This window comes from Spirosoma flavus (assembly GCF_054778555.1).
On the sequence record NZ_BAAGZL010000003.1, the window covers coordinates 429,805 to 453,974 of the forward strand.

Sequence of the window (24,170 nt, forward strand, 5' to 3'; positions counted from 1 at the left end):
ATCTTTATATATCATTACCCGCAGTATGGAAATGTTGAAATACTTCCTTCGTCGGCAGGACAAAAAAGTGGGAAGCTTTTACAAGATGTCCAGCGCAAGTTTAATATGGGCCAGATGATGCTGCACGTGCCAGGCCGACATCGCCAGTGCCTGCGCCTGCGAATAGTGCCGCTCACGAACCGGATGGTAATACGTAACGGCTAGTTGCGATTCATTTAGCGACTTAGCCAACCAGACGTAGCGCTTGGTGGCGCCTTCAAACATCACTAATGAATCTTCGATGGGTGCTTCGATTGAATCGGACGTAGCGGCCCAGCCGTTCATATTAATTAACGTAACGTTTTCGTAGTCAGGCTCGGTCAGTGCTTTTTTCATTCGTAGAAAATGCAGAATCTGAATATCTGCGACGTGGTGAACAAGTTGCTGAACGGTCCAGCTACCTTCCCGATACGTTTTCGCCAAATCATCTACCGAGAGATTTTCAACTAAATGACGATACGTAGCGGGGCTGTTTTCAATGATGGTAATGAGATTAGCCAGTTCGTCTGCCGAATATATATCCTGTGCAACAAACTGTCCGATGGGAAACTTACGATTATCCATTGCTTTACTAGTCATAAACATAACTTCCCGAAAGTTGAGAACTTTCGGGAAGTTATACGTAGCGTCTGCGGAAAATACTGGGTTTTTACTTACTCATTGGCGCACTGATTACGCCCAGATAGCGGCCCATCCAGTAGGGCAACAGCCAGATGTCACCCGCACTATGTTCCGACGTTCCGTTGCCACGCGCGCGATCCAGATTAAACGTATTGCCATTATGTCGTTGAATAGGCGTTTCGGCCGGTGGCAGGACTTCTTTGGTAGTTTGCCGACGAAAGTTTTCGGGGAGCAGCTCAATATCTTTGCGGTGGCTATTCTTGATTTCCCAATCAATCAGATCGAGCGGGTATTCCTGTAGATACCAGACAGCCTCATTCAGATCGAAGTTTTTGGTGCCGGTCAGAGCGGTGAAGATATTCCAGGCACCGTCTTTTTCAGGACGTTCAATTTCCCAATGGTCGAGAATGGCTTTTTTGAAATTAGCCTTAAGCGTATCATTAAATGCATACCGATATAAGCCCCAATAGCCCACAAAGTACATCTCGTCGTCAGAGTGATTCCAGCCGTCCGACATGTGTTTGCTGTGCTCATCAGCGTCCTCTGGAGCTTTGCCAATCACTTTCATGGGTCGCATCAGGTTTTCGTAATAACCGTGCTTTTGCAGTAACTCAAACGCCTTCTTTTTATACTTTTCCTTTTTCGTGAAATGATACGCCGTTTGCAGCATCGCCGTGATATTGGATGAATTCAGCTTGCGGTCGCCTACGTTAATCGGGAAAGAGTTCACGTATTCAGGATTCCACTTGCCCCACATGGTCGGCTTTCCATCGAAATCAATCAGATACAAATCGTGGCTGATGATGTGGCTCATCAACGTATCAATCAACGTAATGGCGCGGCTTTTCAGGTTCTTATCATCGACCAGCTCAGCCATCGCACCGAAGGCAAAAATGTGACCGATTACCTCGTCGCTGCTCGTGGTTGATTTCCAGTCCCAGTTGGGTTGGGGTGAATGTTGCCAGCGTTCGGTATCATGCAGTTTGGCGATATAGCCCGCCCGCTCGAACGACCGCGCCGGAAAACCGGGAACGGGCGTTACGGAATATAACCGCTCCATCGCATCCAACGACTCGCGGCAGTTTTGCAGCGCTTCTTTATCTTTCGTAACCGCATACCGGAAAATCTCACCCGCCAGATACATCGACGTCCACAGCCCATCGTTGTCCGAATCTTCCAGGTAACCCGTTGCTACGTCCCCTTTCTCCATATGCACCAACGTAGCATTGAACCCATTGCGAATGTGGCGCTTACGTACCTGGGTATCGTATAATTTCGCCTTATCGTGTAAAGTGAGCAGCTTGGTTTCGAGTTTGGTTAAACCGGCGGTAGTCAGCAGCAAAACGCTACGTTCGGGGCCGGCCATGATCTCTGTTACGTGGTTACCCGGCAACCAGCGTTCGCCATTGAAGTAATCGAATTTCCCATCGGGACGTAGCGAAAAAGCGCCTTCCTTCGAACCAAACCACAGTTTTCCGTTCACCTCGGCCACAGCAGTAATATCTGTCACGGGTAATTTCCGATGAACAGCGCCAATCTGTTTTTTTGTCAGCGGATCAATTTCCAGATAACCGTCTGACGTACCAATAATGATTTTCTGGCTTTTAGATGACAGATCGAACGTAGTGAAATTACTTCCCTCAAAAACCTTCGTCAGTTTAGGTTCCTTGCCCGAAAGCGTGTACAGCGATTTCTTTCCTAAAATCCAGAACAAATCTTTCGCGGATTGGTAGCGAATCTTAATAACTTCATCGTCAGGAAGATTGCCCTTCCACATTACGTCGGCCCCTTTTACCAGATGCAGCGCTTTTCCATCCGAAACCAGAAAGGCAAAATCGGCTCCGCCGGTGAACAATTTCGCTTGAGGAAGCTGGTGCGGAATGAATATTTTCCCGGCCCAGGCATTGCTCAATACCGCCTTGGTAGTGAGGTAGATAAGTTGCTGGTCGTAGACGTCAATAGCCGTCAGTTTCATATCCGAAATGGGGCGATACGTTTTATCGGCCATCAACGTACCGGGAACCTGAAACTGCCCTCCCGACGGCCGTAGCAAACCATCGCTTGACAGCATCTGGATAACGCCATTTCGATCACAGGCTAACCCAGTAAGGCTTGCATCAGGTTTGTTAACGTAGTATTTGATGCTGTAGTCCTGCGCAAACGGTTTGTCCTGATAAACGGACTGCGCCCAACCAGGAACCGTTGAGAGAAGAGATAAAACGTAGAGACAAACGGTTCGGTAAAACATGGGTAATCGCATAGAAGAGGTTGTTTTCAGCAGTTATTGAATCATTTTCAGGTAGCGGCCCATCCAGTAGGGCAGCAACCAGAACACAGGTTCACGCTCAATATCGGGCGTACCATTTACGGCAGCCCAGGGATTTTTGTCCCAACGTACCACCGTCCGGATGCTGGCGGGCGGCAGCTCACTCACCTGAAGCTCATCGAGAACAGGCGTTCGAACGATCTGAATATCTTCCCGTTTGGTATGATCGACTGTCCAGTTGACTAAATCGAGGGGCGTATCAATCAGAAAACCAACCGACTCGTCTAGCTCCACCTGTTTATTTCGGGAATAGCAGTAGAGGAAATTAATCAGTGGATTTTTGTCATTCCTACGTTGCCCCAGCCACTGGTCGATGTGATTTTCGTAAAAAGCCAGCAGTTTGGGATCTTTTTCGCAACGTAGCAAAATCGGATACACATAAGCCGCCAGCATGACGTCGAAGTAGATGAACCAGGCCGGATTCTGATTTTTGATGTTGGCCATATTGTCCAGATAACCCTCTTTATCAATCAGATGGCGATACTGCTGTTCGTATTTCGACTGTCCTGTTACGTGATACGCCAGTTTCAAGAACGCCAGCAACTCCATCGAATTCTGACTTCGGTCGGGTGCCCAATCGGAATCGCGGTTGAGCTTATCCGGCGACCAGACGCCCCAACGTGTGTGTGTACCGTCAATGTCGGTCAGGGTGAAATTGTAGGCAATCAGGTGATCAACGATACGGGCTACGTGCCGACGAACTATGTCTTTCTCGGCTTCGTCGGCAACGAGTTCGTAATAGAAATAATAGCCCATCATGTGGCCGCAGAGTTCGTCGCTACTCGTATCGCCTTTCCAGCGCCATTTGCCATCTTTCGATAGTCGCCAGCGAACTTCTACCGGTTTAAATCGAGGCTCTTTTACCAGTTCATCAGCCCGTTCTTTGAGAGTAAAGGTGCGGTTCGCATCGTCAACACGAGTCCAGTCGGCGGGAACAATCGTCCGGGCAAAAAAGCCATCGGTACCCGTTACGTCCTGAAGCAATTTCAGAAACTGAAACGCTTTTCTGGCTTTCTCTTTCGCATCCGGGCTTTTCGTCACTGCGTATCGAAAACTCTCCATTGCCAGATAATTCCCCGTGTATTCGCCGTCGTTATCGTCATCGTCGGGTGCCCACGAAGTCGTATCGCCCGGTATGTTCAGTTTACATTGTCCGGCAATCCACGGATCGCGGATGTGGCGTTTCATCAGTACGTTGTAGAAATAATCCTGCTTCTGCGCCAGCGTCATGCTACGTTTCCGGATGGCGCTAACGCCTTTAGCCGTTGCAATCCAGGCCGTTCCCTGCGCATCGAACGTAATGTCGTTCACGCGGTCATCCAGTAGCCATCGACGGGTAAATCGTAAAGTATGGCTTCCATCAGGCTGATAACGTACTACGCCCACGTCTGTGCCGACCCACATACTTCCGTCGGGCGCTCGCTCAGCGGAATTGACGTAAATAGATGGGATTCCTTTTTGGGGTGTAAACGTCTGGATTTTCTTGTCCTGATTTAGTAACGTAACGCCCCCCAGGCCAGCCGCCCAAAGGTTCTGACGCGTATCGATTGCCAAGCCTTTTACCGACGCACTCAGCAATTCATCATTTTTCTGAATCACCTGCGTTTGCCCGTTCGTTACGTGGTACAGCCCAACATCGGTAGCCACCAAAAGTCCGCCAGCATTATCCGAAATCGCACTACGTACCGAACGGGGTAGTTTATACGTCTGTTTCTGGTTTCCCTGATTGGTAATCAACCAAACGCCTTTAGGGCCTAATGCATAGACCCCTTCCTTTGCTGGACAAATGACAGCAATAGGCGATTCAGGCCCATCGATACGTTCGGACGCACCGTTTTTGTACCGGAATACGCCATTCCACGCAGCAAACCAAATAGTTGATTGTGCATCGACAGCCACCGAAAAAGCAGGACCGTTTTCAGGTTCATTCAATACGTTTATCCAGATCGGCTGACTGGCCGCTTTTCTGAACACACCCATCGACGTAGCAGTCCATACGTTTGACTGACTATCGACAGCAATGCTACGTATCTCAGCGGCCTGCCCGTTAACAATGATCGGGTAGGGTTCGTGATATTCCTGCTCGAACTGTTTATCCTGATACGTTACTACGTTGCCAATTGCTACGTCAGTGCCCGTATCGCCCCAGCGGCAGGCAACGCAAAGCAGCCAGACAGCCAGAAAAGCAACGTATTGACAATAGAATTGGCGCATATTTATCACTAAAAGCAACGCATGAAATACAATACAAAAGCAATTGTAATACGTACTAAGCCAGGCATCGGGCTATTTGAAGGGCAATAAATTTGATTCAGGAGGACCTACTACGTTAGTCAGCGTTCTTTTCTCAATGGTTTGTACGTGACATTTTAGGTGGGACTTATAAGGGCACCTTTTTTGCTTCACTATTTGATTTGTAGAAACATAGAGTGAAAAGCGATAAACGCCTTGCTGGCCATTATTATTTAGAAATCGTTTTGTAGTACATTTATACCAAAAGGTTGCGTTCACTTCCTATTCAACGAACCTCACTAATCCTAAACCTTTACCAGCCAGTTCTTCTGTCCACTTATGCAATTTATATGTCGGCTCCTCTTGGCGTTGGCTTTATTTTTCGAAGCTGGAACACTTTTAGCCCAGCCAGAACGCCTATCAACAATTAGTACACTTAAACAGCAGTTAGCTCAGGATATACTCGACAGCACACGGCTACGGCTCTGTTTGTCCATAGCCCAACAGTACTATGACCAAACGCAGTACGATAGCCTGTATCCGTATGTACAGCGTGGATTAAAACTCTTACCTAAATCCACTTCGCATTTATATGCCAGCGAACTGAATTTTCTCCTGTCCAGATATTACCGGGACAAAGGGCTGTATAGAAAAGGAATTCCCTTTAGTCAGCAGTCTGTTGATCATGCTTTGTTAAATCGAAATCCGAAACGTATTGCCGAATTACAATACTATCTAGCGGTGCTTTATTCTGATGCAGGAGATGTGTCGAAAGCAGTGGATCAAATTGGAGCTAATTTACGCTACCTACAACAACACGACGATGGGCCAACAAGAGCAGCGAACTACCTGTTGATGATAAATCTGTTTGAGAAGCTGAACAATACAGCTATGCAAAAGCTGTATTGGCAAAAATATGCAGCCTTAGACAAACGCTCCTGGCCAGTAGAAGATAAAATAATAGCCTACATAAATGTGGCAGAAACATTTACAAACGAAGGAAAACTTAAGGAAGCAGAAGTCAATTTTCGACTAGCCTTATATTTTGCCAGTCGAACACCCGTCTTAAGTTCTTATATATCCTACATACTGCAATCATTGGGTACCATCGCACGTGAACAAGGACATTATCAAAAGGCTATCGTATTGATTCAACGCGCGTTTGATAAAGCCAAGGCCATGAATATTTTAGGCGACATGTGTATTGCAAAACGAGAATTGGCGGCAACTTATCTGGTGTTACAGCGTTCTCAGGAAGCACTTCGCGAGGCACGCTATGCGCTATTGCTAGCTCGGCAAAATAAAGAAATGGATGGTCTTATAGCTTCAATCAATGGCTTAGGTACCATTTTAGAAGCTCAAGGTCAATACAAACAGGCTTTACAGTACTACCGGGAAGAGCAGAAATTGAAAGAGCAGAAATATGCTGAGGCCAATATTCAGAAAATAGCTCAGATGGAGGCTCAGTTCGATACCGAAACAAAGAGAAATACCATTAAGCTTCTTCAAAAGAACGACCAAATCAACCGGCTCAATGTGCTTCGGCAACAAGAAGAACTCGCTTTGGCCTGGCGTACCGAATTGGCAGCAGGACTCGTTATTGGTTTACTCGTTGTAGTGCTTGCCTTGATTATGTACGGCCTGCGAAAGTCCAGACGTAGTAACGCACTCCTGACCCAGCAGAAAATATTACTCCAGCAAACAGCCAGTCAATTAGCCGAAACCAATGCGGTTAAAGACAAGCTGTTCTCGCTCATTGGTCACGATTTACGCAGCCCGGTCGCCGGTCTAAAAAATGGCCTTCGCCAGATGCGTACATTTAACCAGAAGACCGATCAGTTTCCTACTTTGATGGACCGACTGGACAAGCAGGTCGATAACGTACTGACGCTGTTAACCAACCTATTGGATTGGTCGATGATCCAACTGAAAGGGTTTCAATCAATATTACAACCGGTACGTCTATCCGATGTGACCGAAGAGGTGATTAGTCAGGCCAGCGATCTCATCGAGCAAAAGCGACTCGGCTTTATCAATCAGGTCAACGTAGCGCATCTGGCCCTGGCCGATCCGCATCAGCTTCGGGCTGTGGTCCGTAACGTAGTGGCGAACGCGATCAAATTTACTCCGGCGGGTGGTTTCATTCGTCTGGTCAGTATTACCGGGCAGGACTGGGTTGAATTACAAATCCGAGATACTGGGGTAGGTATGTCGGCAGACCAGCTGACCTCTTTATATACAGCCCCGGAAATACGCACTGGTACACATGGTGAAAAAGGCACAGGGCTGGGGCTTCGTATCTGCCGGGAAATGCTGGAACGGCAAAACGGTAATTTACAGATCCAGAGCCAGGAGGGAACGGGGACCTTCGTCCGAATTAGACTGACCCTCGCCCAAGAAGCGATACATTCCAATACGCCGTCTGTTGCGCAATAACGCGGCATAACAATACTATTCCCAACTATAAATTCTGCTACGCTCTCTTTTTAAAACGTTCCTGCCTCCTTACGATTCTGGCAATCAAACCGTCTCGGACAAGTCTTTTTCATTGTCTCATACAATCTATCCCTGTCAAAATTCGGGCGCTGACAGGGCTATTACGCGTCAACCTGTTGAAGTCCAGCCATACTCTCAGATCCAGAACGTGCAGAAAAATATCTTCAATATTTATCCAGGCGCAGTGATTATATCGAAAACGTAACCGATTAAATGAATAGTCATTGAACAAATAGTCTGATTCAATTTTATAGTTGACACGCAGTTGTTCGGCCAACTGATGAATCGTTTCAACCCGCTGCACAGTTAGAAGTTTATACATAGCCCACGTCACGAACGTAACAGAAGAACCCACACCAGGGAGTGAGATGTTTTCTTCTTTAGCACTCATTGAGTTATATCCTGTTTTCGATCTGACATACCACAGGGCAATTTGCAGACTAATCATTCGATAAATGACTTTCTGATCTTCGGCTCTGCTCAATTCCCAGGAATAGCGTACTGGAGTGATCATGAATAAGTTCAACTCAAACGCACCTTCAGGAGGAAATAATACAATAGCAGCCGAATTTGACAGATTGAGACAAAACAGGCAATATCGGATTATCAAATACCACTGGTGCGAGGATAGTGAAAGTGCTGATGATACGTCGATTTGTATCCGAGTGACAGAACGACCAGGCTGGTTTGCCAGCTGACAAAACTCGGGTATGGCGGTAGCATATGTGCCCCCTGACACCCCATGACGAAAAAATATAGGCAAATTACTTTCAAAAAGCGACTTATGGCCTTTTATAGCCTTGCGAATGCTCTGACGGAGTATATGAGGTTTAATAACGTGACTATTCAGTACAAATAGATTATGCAGAGATTGAGGTTTGTTTATCCAATATTTATGCCAGTGATTTGAACTAAATAATTCATCATAAGAACTCATGCGATAAGGCACCTGCTGGATGGTGATAAAATCAGGATTGATTAACCTTAAAGCAATTATATTGCCTCTTTTAGATACATTTAAAGTAACTTAGCTTAAACGATAAGTTTATTACACAAATTATCAGTTTAATATGCTGAATAAAGAGTTATCTAATAAGTTTATTAATCACAACTATAAGTTTACAACAGAAATTCATCAATTTTAGGCTGAATCTTGTTCGTACCTCAACTTTTAGTCTGTTCTGTAAGATTGCACATCACCTATTGAAGATTTATAATTGCCATCCTTAAAAAATACATAAACATTGACTTTAAATACATCAAGTAGTTGAATTAATACATGAACTGCTAGTTTAATCGCAGTTATCGAACATAATTTCTGTATAACTTAAAAAAAATGGTTAAACTTTTGTAAAGAAATAAATGGAAAAAGTCCAGCCTTTTATCCAGCATTCAATTGTTTTTATTCATCAGATTTTGTTATAATTTGTCAGTATCTGTACTAATGCTAAATAAGTATATTGAACAGATGCTTGATTCAGTCATTACTTTAGACTATACTCAGCAATAATGATCAAGCTGGTATTCAGTGTTCATGATAATTTTTTTCACCAAGCTTTCAGTTTTATTAATGGGTAAGTTTGTACCTAAGCAATGAATACTTGCTATTTGAATATTTAACAGTCCATAAACACTTTTTTAGTAACAATAAGCCTCTATAATGATGAAAATTCAAAAATATATTATCGTCGATGATGTAGAATCCGATGTAGAAGACCTTAAATTACAATTGGCTAAACTCCCTTTTTTACAGTTAGTAGGTACATGCTCAACCCTTGAATCAACTGTTGAACTGCTAGCAGCTGAATCAGTCGATCTTATTTTACTTGATATAAAGCTGTCCTCCCAATCAGGATTATTCTTACTTAAATCCGGTATCGAACTGCCGCCTGTTATTATTACAAGTGCATACCCCGAATTTGCGTTGGAAAGCTACGAGATTGGAAAGGCAGCTGATTACTTACTAAAGCCTTTCTCTTTTGAACGACTTTTAGTCGCTATTTACCGTGCTTTAGGGCTACAAGCATCTTCAACAAGTTTCTCTAGTTTAGACTATATCTTCTTAAAGATGGGGCGCAAGGTACAAAGATTTGATTTTCAGACCATTGATTTCATCGAAGCTTACGGAATATATTCGAAAGTTTATTCTAATAATCATTCGTTTGTTGTTAACGAACGTTTAGCAACATTGACGAATTTATTACCCACTCATACGTTTTTACGAGTGCATAAATCCTTTATTATCAATATAGCTAAAATTACCAGCTATGACCGAAGTGCACTGTGGGTTCATAATTTTAAAATTCCTATTGGTGTATCGTTCCGGCCAAAGCTAGAAGGCATTTTAAGACTTTTCAGTAATAATGATCAGGATTCGTGAAGCAACTATTTAAACTACATTTATATTGACAAGAAGTTTACTTTTATATTATCAAGCGAAATAAATATTTGTGACACGCTGATTATTAAGCGTAGGCAGTAAAGCTCCAAATCCAAAACTAACAAGCAGCAGAAAATGAAACTGATTAATCGGCAGTTGTCCGCCCATTAGTATAATTGTTCTATTCCAAAATAGGCTAAAAACACCACTCGCAACAAGTCCGCAGCTAATCAATGAGCCATTCATCCATAAGGGCAGCCAGTCTTTAATCCAATAGAGAATGACCAACCTAACAAGATACCAAGTCCCCCATAACCAAGTAGTTAACAAGCAACTAGTGGTTACAACACCAGCCCAGTGCAAAAAAGCAACCTGTTGAAACGAACACCAGTTCGTCAATACATATCCAAGAAAGAAAAGAATTTGCGTTATACTGAAAACCAAACTAAGAGAAGAAATACTCCAGCTCAAAAACAGGCGATCTCTGTATGTCGGAATTATAGTTAAAAATTTGATAACCAATGAATATATATATTGGCAATACCAACTGTTATCGAAACGATTCATTTTAAATAATAACAATCATTCCCTAAACGATAATTGCTAACTCAATAGGCTAGACCTATCGTTTGGGAATCAGAAAATTTTGAATTAAACTCCGGTGACCTTGTGTAAAAAGTAATTGATAAATCGAAAATCTATAGACGAAAATGTATGCTTATAGTAACTTACTTTTTAAAAAATTTAGAAATAGCGCGGGGTTAGAACGCTGTTTTTACCAAATCCGAGTTCATACCGGATCATGATCTCATGCGAACTCGGAGCTACACTCTGAAAATTGTTCATCGTGCGGTCATAAGAATAACCAAACCGAAATTGGTCCGTTAACTGGACTTCCAACATTCCAACAATGGCATCAGTTGTTGAACTACTCCAGGTAGAAAACTGATTGCGCCGAACCGAAACGCCCAGAGCAATACGATCCGCAAACCAGAAGTTGATGTTACCGTCGAAACCAATTGGAGCACCCTCGGCATACTTTACTAACATCGAAGGTTTCATTTTGATAAGCGGACTCAAACCTATCACAAAACCAGCTGCCAAGTAAGCATGACGACGCTGGACTGATTGATAAACTCCCGTATTGTATTCGCTCAGCTTATTTTTAATCAGACGAGGTACCGAAAAGCTCAGATATGAGCGGTCGTTACTCAGGTAAATACCAGTACCGAAATTGGGCAGCACCTTTGAGAGATTGCTGGCAAAGGCTGGATCATTCAAACCTACGCCAGAAGGGGAAGTTCTTACTTCCGCCAGATTGGCCTGATAACTTGATGCACCTGCCTGCAACCCTAAGCCCAATGTTGACTTAGTACCAACTTTTATACGAAAGGCATATGAAGCAAAAGCTCCGGCTTCTTGAATAACTCCGGCTTTATCGCCATAGAACTGTAGACCAACCCCAATCCGTTCCTGATTCAAAGGCATGTCCATAGTGAACGTTGCTGTCTGAGGAGCACCCTGAACTCCTGTCCACTGATTGCGGTATAGGGCAGCCATACTTAGTACCTCCCGACTCCCCGCGTAAGCAGGGTTTATCGCAAGCATATTGAACATGTACTGGGAGAACATCTTATCCTGCTGAGCCCGCACCTGGCCACTGGTAACCCCTAGGATTACCAGCAGTACCCCTAACCACTGTCTCCTTAATAACTTGTATCCCATCGATATTATCGGTCAAAAAACATATCACTTTTCAATGTGTGATGGTCATTGACCTACGGAATGAACGGCCATCACTAAGGTGGATACTATAGAAATATGTACCATCAGGTACGGTCCCCTGCTCATTCTGCCCACCCCAGTCATTCTGATAGTTAGGATTGGCATAAACAATATGCCCATTCATATTAAATATTGTTACGTCTGCTTTAAGGGCTCCCAAGTGATGGATTACAAAAAAGTCGTTTATTCCATCTCCATTAGGCGAAAAGCCTTCTGGAATCATAAGATCATTTGCATTTGCAAACCCAAAACCTCCACAGATTTCCTTAACCGGATTAATAGTAAGGCTTTGAAAAATACCACCTGCTTTAACTACGTAACTGTCTATCGTTGACCCATTTTTTTTTGCAACTACTTCGCTTAACCCAGTCACTGGGAACGTAGTATCTGTATGCCAACGCAAACCAAAGCAGTTATTCTGAACGACCTGCGTGTTGATGATATCGAACTGAATACAGCTTACCGTTATCCAATCTGTACCAACCTGTTTAGCGCCGGTTCCGCTACCCCCATACACTGTATTCAGCGAAACCGTTCCGAGGGTTGGTCCTGCTGTGCTCCCGTTCAGGTTCTGCTGATTGTATCGGGAGTCACTGGCGGGTGCCTGATTCGAAAAGTTCTCCTGACTAATAATCTGAGGATTGCGAATGATCTGCGAATCGTAATCGAAGCGATAGTTCGCGTCGCCCATCAAGAAAGTGCTATCCGCTGAGTTCGCCTTCACCTGTACGCGAATGACAACTTTCCCCGTATTACAATCCAAGGATTTCACATTAAATTGAACTGCAAATCGACCTTTCTGAGCCAGACTAAGCCCTGGTAGCATCAAAAGCAGTAATACGTAAAGATTTTTCTTCATGTCCATGTCCCTTTCGTCGGTGTTAGCACAATAACCAGGTTTTGGTCATTTGCTGTATTAGGACACAAAATCCGTGACAGGGTACGTGTAACCCCCCTTTTTCAAACCGATAATGACATGAATTGGCAGTTCGATACCCTTAACTGCGAAAAGTAAGTAACTGATTGATGCTTTAACGAAAAACGACCATTTTTAGCCTATCTTACGCATACCAGTAACAAGCTATTTTGTTATCTATTCGGACTTTATTACTACAAACGTATAGTATTCGCTTACAAAATCTCATTTAAATTCCATCCGATGCTTGTAATCTCCTCTTTTCCCTGTTTACAACGGCAAAGATTTTGCTCTATCGGTGACAAATTTCGGGCCAGTATTTTAGGTGAAGTTATTGATGCGGTGGCTAGAGAAGTTGTATTTACCTACTGGTAGATTTTGCCGACGCATTACGACCAGGCGCGACCGGGTATATTTGTCCTGCTGACGAAGCAATGGCATCAATTTATCCTCCTACAAATCATTCTTAATCGACTCAAATACATCAATAAAACAAGAGGTATTCGCACTGCGCAAATTGAGGGTAATTTTACGCAAAGTGCGAAATTTAATTGCTCATAAGTCTTCTATATTTGTTCATCAAGCTCCCAAAATCCAAATTTAATTTGGCTATTTAGCCTATATTAAGTTAATATAAAGGATTTGTTACCTGTATTCGATAAATCCTTTCGCTTGTATTATCCAATTATTATTTGGGAAATCAACTTGAATTAATAATAAAATTTCCTCAAACCAGTCAATTTCAGGAAATATGAGCGGTTAGCAATTATGTCCGACTGTCGAATGGGCGTATAAGATAATACGTTCAGAACAGCTTTGCCGCTCGCGCTTAATCATATCCATCGTACTACGACTTTACAATTCCTTTACATGACTGTTAACTATACCCTCGAATCGATTCTTCATCAGGTTGTTCAAGGCGATCAGACTGCATTTGCCAAACTCTATCGGCACTACCGCACGCCTGCCCTTAAATTCTGTGTATCACTGTTAAAGGATACAGAAGACGCCGAAAACATGGTGCATGACGTATTTATAAAGATATGGGAACGTAGAGCGACCATCAATCCTAGCCTTAATTTCAATTCTTATCTTTTCACCTGCCTGCGTAATCTGGCGTTCGACCACCTGAAACAGCTGGAAAAAAGTCAGCTCCTCAAGCAACGCTATGTAGAGCGTATGCAGGTGATGCATAGCGAGCACCCCGACGAGGAGGAGGCTCGAATTCAATTACTTCAGGTTGCCATCAGTTCACTTTCCGAAAAGCGGAAGCTGATTCTACGTATGAATGTCGAAGACGGTAAATCCTATCAGGAAATCGCTGAGCTGCTACGTATTTCCAAGAATACCGTTAAAAATCAACTTGTTAAAGCGAAACAACTACTCCGCGAAAAAGTCGATTTCGCGCTTATTTAGTTTTTGTCAGGTTGACGAAAGAAGCATCTTAACGTATCTAAACCAGCGAGTGAGGATCCTTTAATAGGCTTACTACGCCAGCCTGACAAAACTCCATTGACTCTTCATTACCAATCTTCCTTCCTGCTTCACAAAAAATTAACCTATTCGCTGATAGTCCTTTAGCCCTATCTCACCGTATTATGGGAAAACTGTTAACGGATGAGAGATAATGTCGAATCATGGCAGCAGCTATCTAATCGAACAGCTACTTAACAATAAGCTGTCGAGGGCCGAACTTGACGAATTTTTAGCGGGCCTGCATAACGAATCCAGTTTGCAGACCTACTCAGATGCACTGGAAACTCATTTTAACGAACTGCTAAACCAATACAGTCCTCCTTCTGAAAAGAATAATGACGAATGTAAACTGAATGAGGACAAACCCGAGGACCTGTACTAACCTGATTAACAGCCCTGGCGATTCAGATTACTCATTATCCATTTTACCGCACGGGCATCCCGATTCCATCTCACATGTACGAATTTTTCGAACCACTTATCGCTGAACACGTATGACCTTAATTTCTCCTATTCAGTTGATTATAAGGCAACTATTTACCATCGCTTTGCTGGTGAGTATCTGCTTTATACCGGCGCTGGCTAAAGGTAAACCAGCCAAAACAATCACCGGAACCGTTACGTTGGCCACTAATAATCAGCCAATTGCCGGAGCCAACGTTCTGATAAAAGGGACGCAGTTAGGAACTGTCACCGACCAATCTGGAAAATATTCCATTACCGTTAATACAGATAAAGCGGTGCTGGTTTTTTCGTTTATCGGTCACAAAACGCAGGAAATACCGGTTGGCAATCAATCGGTTATCGACGTATCACTGGTCGAAAATAACGAGGTTTTGGGCGAAGTCGTTGTGACAGCCCTCGGTATCAAGCGGGAAGCCCGTTCGCTGGGTTACGCTGTTGGTGAAGTACAGGGCAAAGACCTGAGCCGGGTAGCGCAGGAGAACGTACTGAACTCGCTGGCGGGACGCGTACCGGGTGTTCAGATCAGCTCAACCGGGCCATCGGGTTCGTCGGTGAGTATGATTATCCGGGGTGCTAAATCGCTTAATACGGATAATCAGCCGTTGTTTGTGGTCGATGGTGTCCCCGTTGCGAACTCGCTCAACAACGTCAGCCAGATCGGTAGCGACAACCGTGTCGATTACGGGAATGCTATTTCCGACATCAACCCGGATGACGTAGAGAATATTTCGATTCTGAAAGGCCCCAGCGCAGCGGCTCTGTATGGCTCGCGGGCGGGTAACGGCGTCGTGCTGATTACGACCAAAAGCGGTTCCAGAGCGCAGAAAATGACGGTATCTGTTACGTCGAATACCGTTTTCGATCAGCCGTACAAATACCTCAAAATGACGAAAAACTTCGCGACGGGTATTCTTCCTTTTACACCCGACGCAAACCCGTATCCGGGCGGCATTCTGCAAATCGACGAAAGCTCGGCGGGTGGTATCGGCCCTGAGCTGGATAAAGGATATAGCGCTATTCAGTGGAACAGCCCAACCGATGCAAACGGAAATAAAGTACCTCTCCCACTGGTTTCGCACCCCAATAACATTAAAGATTTTTTCCGTACCGGGATTACAAGCACCAACGGTGTATCGATTTCGAACAACTCGGAGAAAGTAACGTATCGGTTGTCGTACTCGAACATGAGCAGCCGGGGGATTGTCCCCAATTCGGATCTGTTTAAAAATACGCTGGCTATCAATACGACAGTACGTGTCAGTAACAAACTGAGCCTGAGCACAAATCTGGATTTCAGCCGGAGCAATTCAAACAACCGTCCTGCGGGCGAGCGGGGTACGAACCCGATGCAATGGGCTTACGCGGTCGGTTCACACGTCGACATTAATGACCTGCGCGATTACTGGGTACCGGGACAGGAAGGTATTCAGCAGAAAACGACCAGCAAAGGCAATTACAACAACCCCTGGTTTCTGGCTTATGAAGTCAACAACAGCTTCGTGCGCGACCGGTTATTCGGAAACCTGAAAGCAGAATGGCAGCTCACCCCGGAAATTAAGTTGATGGGCCGTTACGCACTCGATACGTATAATGAACAGCGCGAAACCAAAATCGCTAAAAGCTACACCGGCGAACCGAACGGAGCTTACGGGCTGATTAACCTGAAGCGCTACGAACGTAACATGGACTTCCTCGCTACGTATACCAAGCGTTTCAACGCACTAAGCGTGGTTGTATCGGCGGGTGGAAATAACCGGTATTCGCAATCGACAGACATTAGTAATAGCAGCAAGAACGGCGCCGGGCTAATTATTCCGGGTTTGTATACAATTCAGAACATCGCCCCAAATAACCTTCAGTATAACAATTACCTGTACAAAAAGGCGATTTACAGCGCTTACGCAACAGCGAACCTAGGCTACAAGGACATGATTTACCTGGACCTGACCGCCCGCAACGACTGGTCCAGTACGTTACCGGTGAACAACCGTTCGTATTTCTACCCGTCGGCTTCGTTGAGCTTGTTGGTGAACGAAATGTTCCACATGCCGGCCGCCGTCGACATGTTTAAACTCCGGGCGGGTGTGGCGCAGGTTGGTAATGATGCCAATCCGTATAGCCTCTACCCTACCCTGGGCGATGCCGGTGCCTGGAACGGCGTAACGCGTTTGTCGAAGTCGGGTAGTATTCTGCTTCCCGAGCTGAAACCGGAAATCGCTACGTCCTACGAAGTGGGTATCGATTACAACATGTTCCGCAACCGGCTCCGGTTCTCGGGAACGTACTACGTATCGGAAAACCGCAACCAGATTCTGCCGTCGCAAATTGCCCCATCGTCCGGTTTTACGACCAAGAATATCAACGCTGGTCTGCTCGAAAGCCGGGGTGTTGAGCTTTCGCTCGGTGGTACACTCATCGACAAGGGCGGCCTGCGCTGGGACCTGACGACCAACTTCACGAAGAACGTAACACGAATTAAAGAACTGGCACCCGGCATTCCGTTCTACACGCTCTGGACCGATGCCAAAGGCGGTGCCTGGACCTACGTAGGTGACAAAGTGGGCGATATATACGACGCCGAAATCGTTACGGTGACTGATCCGAATTCAAAATACTACGGTTATCCGATCCTCGATAGAGATGGTTCATGGCAGTCACGTAACGCGAGCACGGTTAAGAACAAAATCGGCAACTTCAACCCGAATTTTATTCTGGGTGCACAAAGCTCGCTGTCATACAAGGGTTTCACGCTGAATTTCTCGCTTGACTGGCGGTCAGGTGGTGATTTCGTATCGCAAACGTATCGGTATTCCGAGTCTGATCTGCGTTCGCAGCGTTTCCTGGATAACCTGATTAATCCGGGTGGCCGTACGGGCGATGCGCTACGTAACTGGCTGGTTGAGAACGCCGATCAGTATATTAAGATTCAGGGCAACCACTTCCCGATTGTGGGGGGACCAACGGCTGCGTATGGCGGCTATCCATTTGAATTTGGCGGCAAAACGTACGCATACGGTGTGTTCAATCCGGGTGTGATTGCGCAATACGACGCACAGGGCAACATCACTGGCTACACCGAAAATCTGGGCGCATCGGGCACCAAAATCATACCTTACGGCGACAACTATCCGTGGGATTTCACCCGGGCCGCTACATTCGATGCGTCGTTTGTGAAGCTACGTGAAATTTCGCTGGGTTACGATCTACCCGCTCGTTTCGTGAAATCGATTGGTTTACAGAACGCTACATTCTCGGTTTACAGCCGCAACATCATTCTGTGGACAGCCGCTAAAATCAACATCGACCCCGAAATGGCCTTCCAGCCACAGGCAGGTCCGCAGGCGGGTACGCAGTTCAAACAAGGTATCGAGCGCTACAACGTAACGCCCTGGGTTATTCCGGTTGGTTTCAAACTTGGTCTCACGTTCTAAGCCTTTTCAAAGCATTCTGTCATGAAAAAGATAACTCTAACATATACGGCCTTACTCACGCTGTTTCTGGCTGGCCTGTTTGCCTGCAAAGATCTGACGCAGCTGAACGTGAATCCTAACGGTGTTCAACCCGAAACGGTGAACCCTAATCTGGTCTTGCCTACGGTGCTTTCTGAAACGGCCAAGCTATACACCAACCTTGGTTTTCAGGATATTGCCGGTGTAGTGCAGCATACGCAAAAAGACGCCTGGTTCAGCGGTCATAACGATTACGACTGGGGTGGTGACCAAAGCTGGACTGCCTACTACGATCTGCTACGTAACAACGATCTGGTTTACCAGCGAGCCGTAGCGCTGAACATGGAATTTCAACAGGGTGTAGCCCTGGTCATGAAGTCGATGTTGTTCGGATTAGTCACCGATTTGTGGGGCGACGCTCCATACACGAGCGCCCTGAAAGGCGAGTCGGGTGGTCTTGATGATATTGCCCCTAAATACGATAGTCAGGATGTGATTTATGCGGGTATTCTGTCCGATCTCGACAAAGCCAGTACGTTGCTTTCGAAGCCGAAATCTGCTTATACGAGTATTGTTGAATCCGCTGATCTCTACTACGCTGGCGATCCAACCAAATGGGTTAAACTGGCTAACTCTTTGAAACTTCGGTATCTGATGCGCATTTCGACCAAGCAGCCCGACGTAGCAAAAGCGGGTATTGAGAAGATCGTTGCGAGCCCTGCGCAGTACCCGATCATCGACGATGCATCGGCTGACGCGACGATGGCTTATGTTGGCAATAACTCGGGCGATTCCTGGCCTTCAAACTCGGTTTATGATATTAGCGGCAGTAACTACCGACGGGTCAAAATGTGCTCTACGTTGCTGAAAGCCATGCAACCCACCAGCGATCCTCGGTTGGCTATATGGGCGAAAAAAGTAGAAATTCCGCTGAAAGTAGATGCTACGCTACCCGCCGGAACCGACAAAATCACGAATGGCGTTCGTTATCTCTCGCCCGATAAAGTGGGTAATACGCCTATCGATCAGGACCCGAACTACGTTGGTTTACCCCCAAGTATTTCGCAATTGCCGTCGGGCTATAATTTCAACCCGACTCCCGGCCAAACTTCGGTGAATCCGCACGTATCGTACCTGAACGAAATTTATACGCAGGCAAAAGGTACTTTGCTAAAATCTCGTCTGGTGTCGGCGGCTGAAGTGAACTTCATTCTGGCCGAAGCGGCACAGAAAGGCTGGGCAGCAGGCGACGCGAAAACACGCTACGAAAACGCGATAAAAGCATCGCTAACTGCCTGGGGATTAACCAGTAGCTACAATGCGTTCATCGCGCAAAAGGGGGTAGCTTATGACGGTACACAGGCGCAAATTCTGACGCAGAAGTGGATTGCGAGCTGGACCAGTGCTACCGAAGCCTGGTTCGACTACCGCCGGACGGGTTTGCCTGCCCTGCAAGCTGGACCTACTGCCAAGCGCAAAGTATTGCCGGTCCGCTTCTACTACATGCGAGATGAATTGAACCTCAACAAAGCCAATTCAGGTACGGCCATTGAGAAACTCGAAATCACCGCCAATTCGCAGGCTGATGGTAAAAACAGCGCCTGGTCGAAACAGTGGCTCGTTCAGGGAACCGGCAAGCCCTGGTAGGATTGATCGCATAAACCACAGCATAAAACAGCTTCCCGAGAGCAACAGGCTTTCGGGAAGTTTTATAAAAGGGCTTCCATGAAACATGTTCTTGTCTTATTAGCCTTTTTGGGGATTTGCCTTTCGTCGCTCGCGCAGGAGTTTAAAGCGGGGGCGGCTGTTCGGTTGATCACGCCTGACCCACTCTTACCTGTTTCGGGGGGCATCGGTACGCCTAAAAAAGCGGTTGAGAAGAAAGGAGATTTGTACGTAAGAGCCTGCGTATTTGAGAAAGCGGGTACCCGAGTTGCTATCGTCAGCGTCGACAATCTAGGCTGGCCGTCGGTATTGGGCAATAAATCCCGAGCACTCATCAAAGATATTCCGCCCGAGAACGTACTGATTGGCTGCACGCACACACACAGCGGCCCCGATGCCTATGGCTTCCCGAACGAAAAAGGAGAATCCTTCGCCGACCTGCCCTACCTCGACAAATGTGTACACGCCATTGCCGACGCAGTAAATGAAGCCGTTACCAAACTAGCGCCCGCTACGTTGAAAACGGCTGTTGGCAACGCAAAAGGGCAAATCGCGTACAACTACTACGCGCCTGACTTGTATGACCCGCGTTGCGGTGTAATTCAGGCCATTGCTACGTCGGGAAGCAATGCAGGAAAGCCGATTGTTACGTTGGTCAATTACGCTATTCACCCTGAAATTATTGGATCGGGCCGGGGAATTCTGAGTCCTGATTTATGTGGCCCACTCTATGAACGTATTGAATCGAAAATTGGTGGAATAGCTCTGTTTGTCAACGGCGCACAGGGTGGAATGGTAACCGCTGACAACCGGCGCGAAGGCGGAAAAGAAGCCAATACGTGGGAAGAGTGCATCCGAATCGGTGAACTTCTCGCCGACGAAGCGCTACGTATTATAAGCCCCGCCGAAGCTCAATCGAATCCTTCACTTTACTGCACCGTTCGCAAGGTTACGTTCCCAATCGAATCGGACGTAATGAAATACATAGTTAAAAAGTCGCCCCTGAAATACGACGTAGCACCGGGTGACAACGTAGTGGCGCAGGTCAATCTGTTGAATATAGGAGCCGCTCAGGTGCTCACCATTCCGGGAGAAGCGCTGCCGAACGTGGGCTACTACGTTAAGCGACACATGAAAACCAACGTACCATTACTCTTTGGCCTGACGAATGATGCCTTTGGCTACATGCTCACCAAAGTTGATTTCAACAGTTTCAAGCGGTACGATTACATCAGCCGCACCAGCCTCGGCGAAAACACCGCCGAAATCTATATGACCGAAGCCCTGAAATTAATCGCCGATTCGCCCAAGGCCGATGGGTATAAATAGGCTCAACAAACAGAGCGTACTTTCGCTCATTCACTCTTTCGCTCTTTACTTTAAATGAAAAAGTACTTCCTCAAAACAGTGGCCCTTGCTGGCTTCCTCAGCGCCCTTTTCGCGTTCGATCTCCCTGATAAAAATGACGGAATCACCCCATCGACCGCGCTTGAAAGTTATCTTCACAATGATGACAAATCGTTCAAATGGGAAACAAAAGATACGTATACCTACGGCGATATTACTGCTCATGAAGTATTGCTAACCTCCCAAAAATGGCGCGAACACACCTGGAAACATCAACTGACGGTGCTTGTGCCGAAAGAAATCAAACACGAGGGTGCCTTGCTATTTATCACAGGCGGGTCGCTCAAGGATGGCGAACCCCGGTGGAATGGTCACGATGATAAATTCAACCGGGCGATTAGCACGCTGGCTAGTAAAAACAACGCTATTGTGGCCGTACTACGCCAAACGCCCAACCAGCCTCTTTACGACAATTTGACCGAAGACGCGCTGATTTCCTATACCTTGCACCAGTTCAAGAAAGACGGTGATTATAGCTGGCCGTTGCTTTTCCCGATGGTGAAAAGTGCGGTTCGCGCGATGGACGCGGTGCAGGAGCTAGCCAAAAAAACGCTTAACAAAGAGGTCAAAAACTTTGTCGTATCGGGCGCTTCCAAACGCGGCTGGACAACCTGGCTAACCGGCGCCAGCGACAAACGAGCTGTGGCCATTGCACCGATGGTTATCGACATTTTGAACATGCCGGTCAATCTGGATTATCAGATGAAAAGCTGGAATAAATACAGCGAGCAGATCGACGACTACGTAAAACTGGGCATTCCCCAAACCGTTCACAGTAAGGAAGGTGATGCCATCAACGAAATGATTGACCCGTATTCGTATCGCAAAAAGCTGACCATGCCCAAAATGCTGTTCATGGGTACGAATGACGAATATTGGACGGTCGATGCCGTGAAGCATTACATCGGCCAGATTCCGGGCGAGAATTACATTCACTACGTTCCCAACGTCGGTCATGATCTGGGCGACAAACGGCAGGCACTCGAAGCGTTGAATGCTTTCTTCGGCACTACGTTAACCAAACAGCCCTATCCGACTTGCCAATACACGGTTACGAGCACGAAAAAAGGTGTGGACCTCACCATTAAAGCAACATCGGATAAATTGGAGGACGTAACGGTCTGGGCCGCCAATTCGACGGATCGAATTTTCCAGGACGAGAAATGGGAAGGGAAAAACCTGGGTATCAGTAACAAAAACAAGATCTCTGTAAGCGAGGCTTTCCCTGCTTCAGGGTATCGGGCGTTTTATGTCGATTTGAAATATAAATCGCCCACAGGCGGCACCTACACCGAAAGCACCCGTATGTTCCTGACGGATAATGACGAGGTATTTTTGAAATAAATCTGAACCGAGATTTTAACAGGATTAAAAAGATTCACAGGATTGATTGCCAGTGGAGCAGAAAACAAAATCTTGTGAATCTTTTTAATCCTGTTAAAATCCCGGTTCAGATTTATTTCGCTTTTTCTTCGCCTTTTGCCTGAAGCGTTCCCCGTACTATTGGCTCGGGTTTAGATTGGGGCGTTGTGTAACGTAACACGGTAGCCGTTGGATACGACGCTTTCGGTAAACGTCTGATCACCAGCTGATAAGAACGACTGCCGACTACCAGATTCGAATAAGCCATGTTATCAGATTCCTGAAGCAGGCTCCAATTAGCAACAGGCTCTTTAGCTAGTAGCGATTTATCTTCCTCCGAAAAGCTGGCAAAAGACGTATCAGGAACAAAGTGTTTCCCCGAAACACTTTCCACAACAGCGACAATGGCAGGCGGGACTGCCGACTCGGGTTTTGTTTGAGCAGTTGCCGATAAACTCACCAGCAACAGCATAGCGAATAGTCCTTTCATAACGGTGCCACAATACTACGTGGTTCAAGTTGAGTAGTTGATACGTATTAAACCAACATTAAAGCCATTTGGTTAATACGCTGTTCTCTAACCGATACATAGTCAAGCACGTAGCACTTCGAAAAGACGTTTTACAAACTCTTCAGATAGGCTATGCTCTGAGGCACCTGCTGCTCAACAGCTTTGCTTTCATCTTCGATATAATAATATTCAATCGAGCTTTTGCTGGCGGCTTTCAAAACCGCAGGCCAGTCAATTTGCCCCGTTCCCAATACCACCGATTTTTCATTTGGCATTCCACCCGCATCGCTATGCGGTACGTCTTTCGCTACGTCTTTAAGGTGAATAAGCTTGAACCGGTTTGGGTACTTCGTCAGTAACTTTGCCGGGTCCTGGCCGGGCAGGTACGTCCATGTTACGTCCATTTCGTAGCCAACAAGGGCTGGGTCTGTCTTCGCCAACAGGAGGTCAAACAACGTACCGTCGCCGTGAGGCTGAAACTCAAAGCCGTGATTGTGGTAGCAGAACATGATTCCCTGTGCTTTCGCCTGTTTGCCAAAACGATTGAATACTTCAGCCGCTTTCTGAATTATATCGAGCGTGGCAGGGCCTTTGTGCGGGATCGAGCCAATACGTATGTACTTCACGCCCAACGCTTTCGCATTCTGCAGGATCGAATCGGGTTTCTGGTCAATAGCATCATAACTCACCCCATAACTGGTGCAGCGCATACCACGCTGATCGAGCAGAGTACGCAGTTCAGGAGCCGTTTTTCCGAACAGCGACGAAAATTCGACGTTAGTAATGCCCCAGGCTTTAATCTTGTCCAACGTGCCCGGTACGTCTTTTCCGAAACTGTCACGCATGGTATATGAAACAATGCCAGGCGTTTGCTTCACGAGTTTGCCAAAAGGTTGCGCCTGACTTAATGACGCCATGCCAACTAGTAGGCTAAGGAAAAAGGTAATACGTATCATACGATTTTTCAAAATGAGAATGCGGTAGCAAAAATATACGTAGTGTTAAAAGTCCTTTTATAAGGAGTCAGTAACCGCGTTTCT

Annotated in this window: 15 protein-coding genes; 7 read left to right on the plus strand and 8 right to left on the minus strand. The window is 46.1% G+C overall.

All coding sequences use genetic code 11. The annotated features are described in order from the left end of the window. Positions 1 to 78: 78 nt before the first annotated feature. The 3 genes from ACYVF1_RS18315 to ACYVF1_RS18325 form a co-directional block, all read right to left on the minus strand. Positions 79 to 603: a DinB family protein gene (locus tag ACYVF1_RS18315; protein WP_461081441.1), complete on the minus strand. Its 525-nt coding sequence runs from the start codon at positions 601 to 603 to the stop codon at positions 79 to 81. A gap of 85 nt (positions 604 to 688) precedes the next feature. Further along, on the minus strand, positions 689 to 2,908 hold the full coding sequence (locus tag ACYVF1_RS18320; protein WP_461082298.1) for a hypothetical protein: 2,220 nt from the start codon (positions 2,906 to 2,908) through the stop codon (positions 689 to 691). Positions 2,909 to 2,941: 33 nt separating this feature from the next. Continuing rightward, a complete protein-coding gene (locus ACYVF1_RS18325; protein ID WP_461081443.1) occupies positions 2,942 to 5,200 on the minus strand; it encodes a ligand-binding sensor domain-containing protein in 2,259 nt (752 codons plus the stop codon). A 708-nt stretch (positions 5,201 to 5,908) separates the two neighbouring features. On the opposite strand from ACYVF1_RS18325, the gene ACYVF1_RS18330 reads away from it, so the two are divergent. Continuing rightward, entirely contained in the window at positions 5,909 to 7,654 is a 1,746-nt protein-coding gene (locus ACYVF1_RS18330) for a sensor histidine kinase (RefSeq protein WP_461081445.1), read from the plus strand. A gap of 109 nt (positions 7,655 to 7,763) precedes the next feature. On the opposite strand, the gene ACYVF1_RS18335 is transcribed toward ACYVF1_RS18330, so the two are convergent. Beyond that, positions 7,764 to 8,228: a hypothetical protein gene (locus ACYVF1_RS18335; RefSeq protein WP_461081447.1), complete on the minus strand. Its 465-nt coding sequence runs from the start codon at positions 8,226 to 8,228 to the stop codon at positions 7,764 to 7,766. Between the two features lie 1,146 nt (positions 8,229 to 9,374). Between ACYVF1_RS18335 and ACYVF1_RS18340 the strand changes: the two genes are divergently transcribed. Then, positions 9,375 to 10,094 (plus strand): LytR/AlgR family response regulator transcription factor, encoded by a 720-nt coding sequence (locus ACYVF1_RS18340; RefSeq protein WP_461081449.1) that lies wholly within the window; start codon positions 9,375 to 9,377, stop codon positions 10,092 to 10,094. 744 nt (positions 10,095 to 10,838) lie between these two features. On the opposite strand, the gene ACYVF1_RS18345 is transcribed toward ACYVF1_RS18340, so the two are convergent. Continuing rightward, positions 10,839 to 11,819, minus strand: coding sequence for a PorP/SprF family type IX secretion system membrane protein (locus tag ACYVF1_RS18345; protein ID WP_461081451.1), 981 nt, complete (start codon positions 11,817 to 11,819; stop codon positions 10,839 to 10,841). A 31-nt stretch (positions 11,820 to 11,850) separates the two neighbouring features. Next, positions 11,851 to 12,738 (minus strand): gliding motility-associated C-terminal domain-containing protein, encoded by an 888-nt coding sequence (locus ACYVF1_RS18350; protein WP_461081453.1) that lies wholly within the window; start codon positions 12,736 to 12,738, stop codon positions 11,851 to 11,853. A 927-nt stretch (positions 12,739 to 13,665) separates the two neighbouring features. Here ACYVF1_RS18350 and ACYVF1_RS18355 point away from each other — a divergent pair. The 5 genes from ACYVF1_RS18355 to ACYVF1_RS18375 all read left to right on the plus strand — a co-directional run bounded on the left by ACYVF1_RS18355 (position 13,666) and on the right by ACYVF1_RS18375 (position 22,601). Beyond that, complete coding sequence (locus ACYVF1_RS18355) at positions 13,666 to 14,211, plus strand: RNA polymerase sigma factor (protein ID WP_461081455.1); 546 nt, start codon at positions 13,666 to 13,668, stop codon at positions 14,209 to 14,211. A 554-nt stretch (positions 14,212 to 14,765) separates the two neighbouring features. Further along, positions 14,766 to 18,167, plus strand: coding sequence for a SusC/RagA family TonB-linked outer membrane protein (locus ACYVF1_RS18360; protein ID WP_461081457.1), 3,402 nt, complete (start codon positions 14,766 to 14,768; stop codon positions 18,165 to 18,167). Between the two features lie 21 nt (positions 18,168 to 18,188). Continuing rightward, on the plus strand, positions 18,189 to 19,832 hold the full coding sequence (locus tag ACYVF1_RS18365) for a SusD/RagB family nutrient-binding outer membrane lipoprotein (RefSeq protein WP_461081459.1): 1,644 nt from the start codon (positions 18,189 to 18,191) through the stop codon (positions 19,830 to 19,832). A gap of 78 nt (positions 19,833 to 19,910) precedes the next feature. Beyond that, a complete protein-coding gene (locus ACYVF1_RS18370) occupies positions 19,911 to 21,179 on the plus strand; it encodes a hypothetical protein (protein WP_461081461.1) in 1,269 nt (422 codons plus the stop codon). Between the two features lie 54 nt (positions 21,180 to 21,233). Next, on the plus strand, positions 21,234 to 22,601 hold the full coding sequence (locus ACYVF1_RS18375; protein WP_461081463.1) for a PhoPQ-activated pathogenicity-related family protein: 1,368 nt from the start codon (positions 21,234 to 21,236) through the stop codon (positions 22,599 to 22,601). Between the two features lie 112 nt (positions 22,602 to 22,713). On the opposite strand, the gene ACYVF1_RS18380 is transcribed toward ACYVF1_RS18375, so the two are convergent. Together ACYVF1_RS18380 and ACYVF1_RS18385 are read right to left on the minus strand one after the other, a co-directional pair. Beyond that, positions 22,714 to 23,109, minus strand: coding sequence for a hypothetical protein (locus ACYVF1_RS18380; RefSeq protein ID WP_461081465.1), 396 nt, complete (start codon positions 23,107 to 23,109; stop codon positions 22,714 to 22,716). Between the two features lie 131 nt (positions 23,110 to 23,240). Beyond that, positions 23,241 to 24,086 carry a sugar phosphate isomerase/epimerase family protein gene (locus tag ACYVF1_RS18385; RefSeq protein ID WP_461081467.1) on the minus strand — a complete coding sequence of 282 codons (846 nt, stop codon included), beginning with the start codon at positions 24,084 to 24,086 and terminating at the stop codon, positions 23,241 to 23,243. Positions 24,087 to 24,170 lie beyond the last annotated feature (84 nt).

What these genes read in the sequence shown, in the direction of transcription:
- ACYVF1_RS18315 (WP_461081441.1), bottom strand. Translation starts at nt 603, where the DNA reads ATGGATAATCGTAAGTTTCCCATCGGACAGTTTGTTGCACAGGATATA.
- ACYVF1_RS18320 (WP_461082298.1), bottom strand. Translation starts at nt 2,908, where the DNA reads ATGTTTTACCGAACCGTTTGTCTCTACGTTTTATCTCTTCTCTCAACG.
- ACYVF1_RS18325 (WP_461081443.1), bottom strand. Translation starts at nt 5,200, where the DNA reads ATGCGCCAATTCTATTGTCAATACGTTGCTTTTCTGGCTGTCTGGCTG.
- ACYVF1_RS18335 (WP_461081447.1), bottom strand. Translation starts at nt 8,228, where the DNA reads ATGATCACTCCAGTACGCTATTCCTGGGAATTGAGCAGAGCCGAAGAT.
- ACYVF1_RS18340 (WP_461081449.1), top strand. Translation starts at nt 9,375, where the DNA reads ATGATGAAAATTCAAAAATATATTATCGTCGATGATGTAGAATCCGAT.
- ACYVF1_RS18345 (WP_461081451.1), bottom strand. Translation starts at nt 11,819, where the DNA reads ATGGGATACAAGTTATTAAGGAGACAGTGGTTAGGGGTACTGCTGGTA.
- ACYVF1_RS18350 (WP_461081453.1), bottom strand. Translation starts at nt 12,738, where the DNA reads ATGAAGAAAAATCTTTACGTATTACTGCTTTTGATGCTACCAGGGCTT.
- ACYVF1_RS18355 (WP_461081455.1), top strand. Translation starts at nt 13,666, where the DNA reads ATGACTGTTAACTATACCCTCGAATCGATTCTTCATCAGGTTGTTCAA.
- ACYVF1_RS18360 (WP_461081457.1), top strand. Translation starts at nt 14,766, where the DNA reads ATGACCTTAATTTCTCCTATTCAGTTGATTATAAGGCAACTATTTACC.
- ACYVF1_RS18365 (WP_461081459.1), top strand. Translation starts at nt 18,189, where the DNA reads ATGAAAAAGATAACTCTAACATATACGGCCTTACTCACGCTGTTTCTG.
- ACYVF1_RS18370 (WP_461081461.1), top strand. Translation starts at nt 19,911, where the DNA reads ATGAAACATGTTCTTGTCTTATTAGCCTTTTTGGGGATTTGCCTTTCG.
- ACYVF1_RS18375 (WP_461081463.1), top strand. Translation starts at nt 21,234, where the DNA reads ATGAAAAAGTACTTCCTCAAAACAGTGGCCCTTGCTGGCTTCCTCAGC.
- ACYVF1_RS18380 (WP_461081465.1), bottom strand. Translation starts at nt 23,109, where the DNA reads ATGAAAGGACTATTCGCTATGCTGTTGCTGGTGAGTTTATCGGCAACT.
- ACYVF1_RS18385 (WP_461081467.1), bottom strand. Translation starts at nt 24,086, where the DNA reads ATGATACGTATTACCTTTTTCCTTAGCCTACTAGTTGGCATGGCGTCA.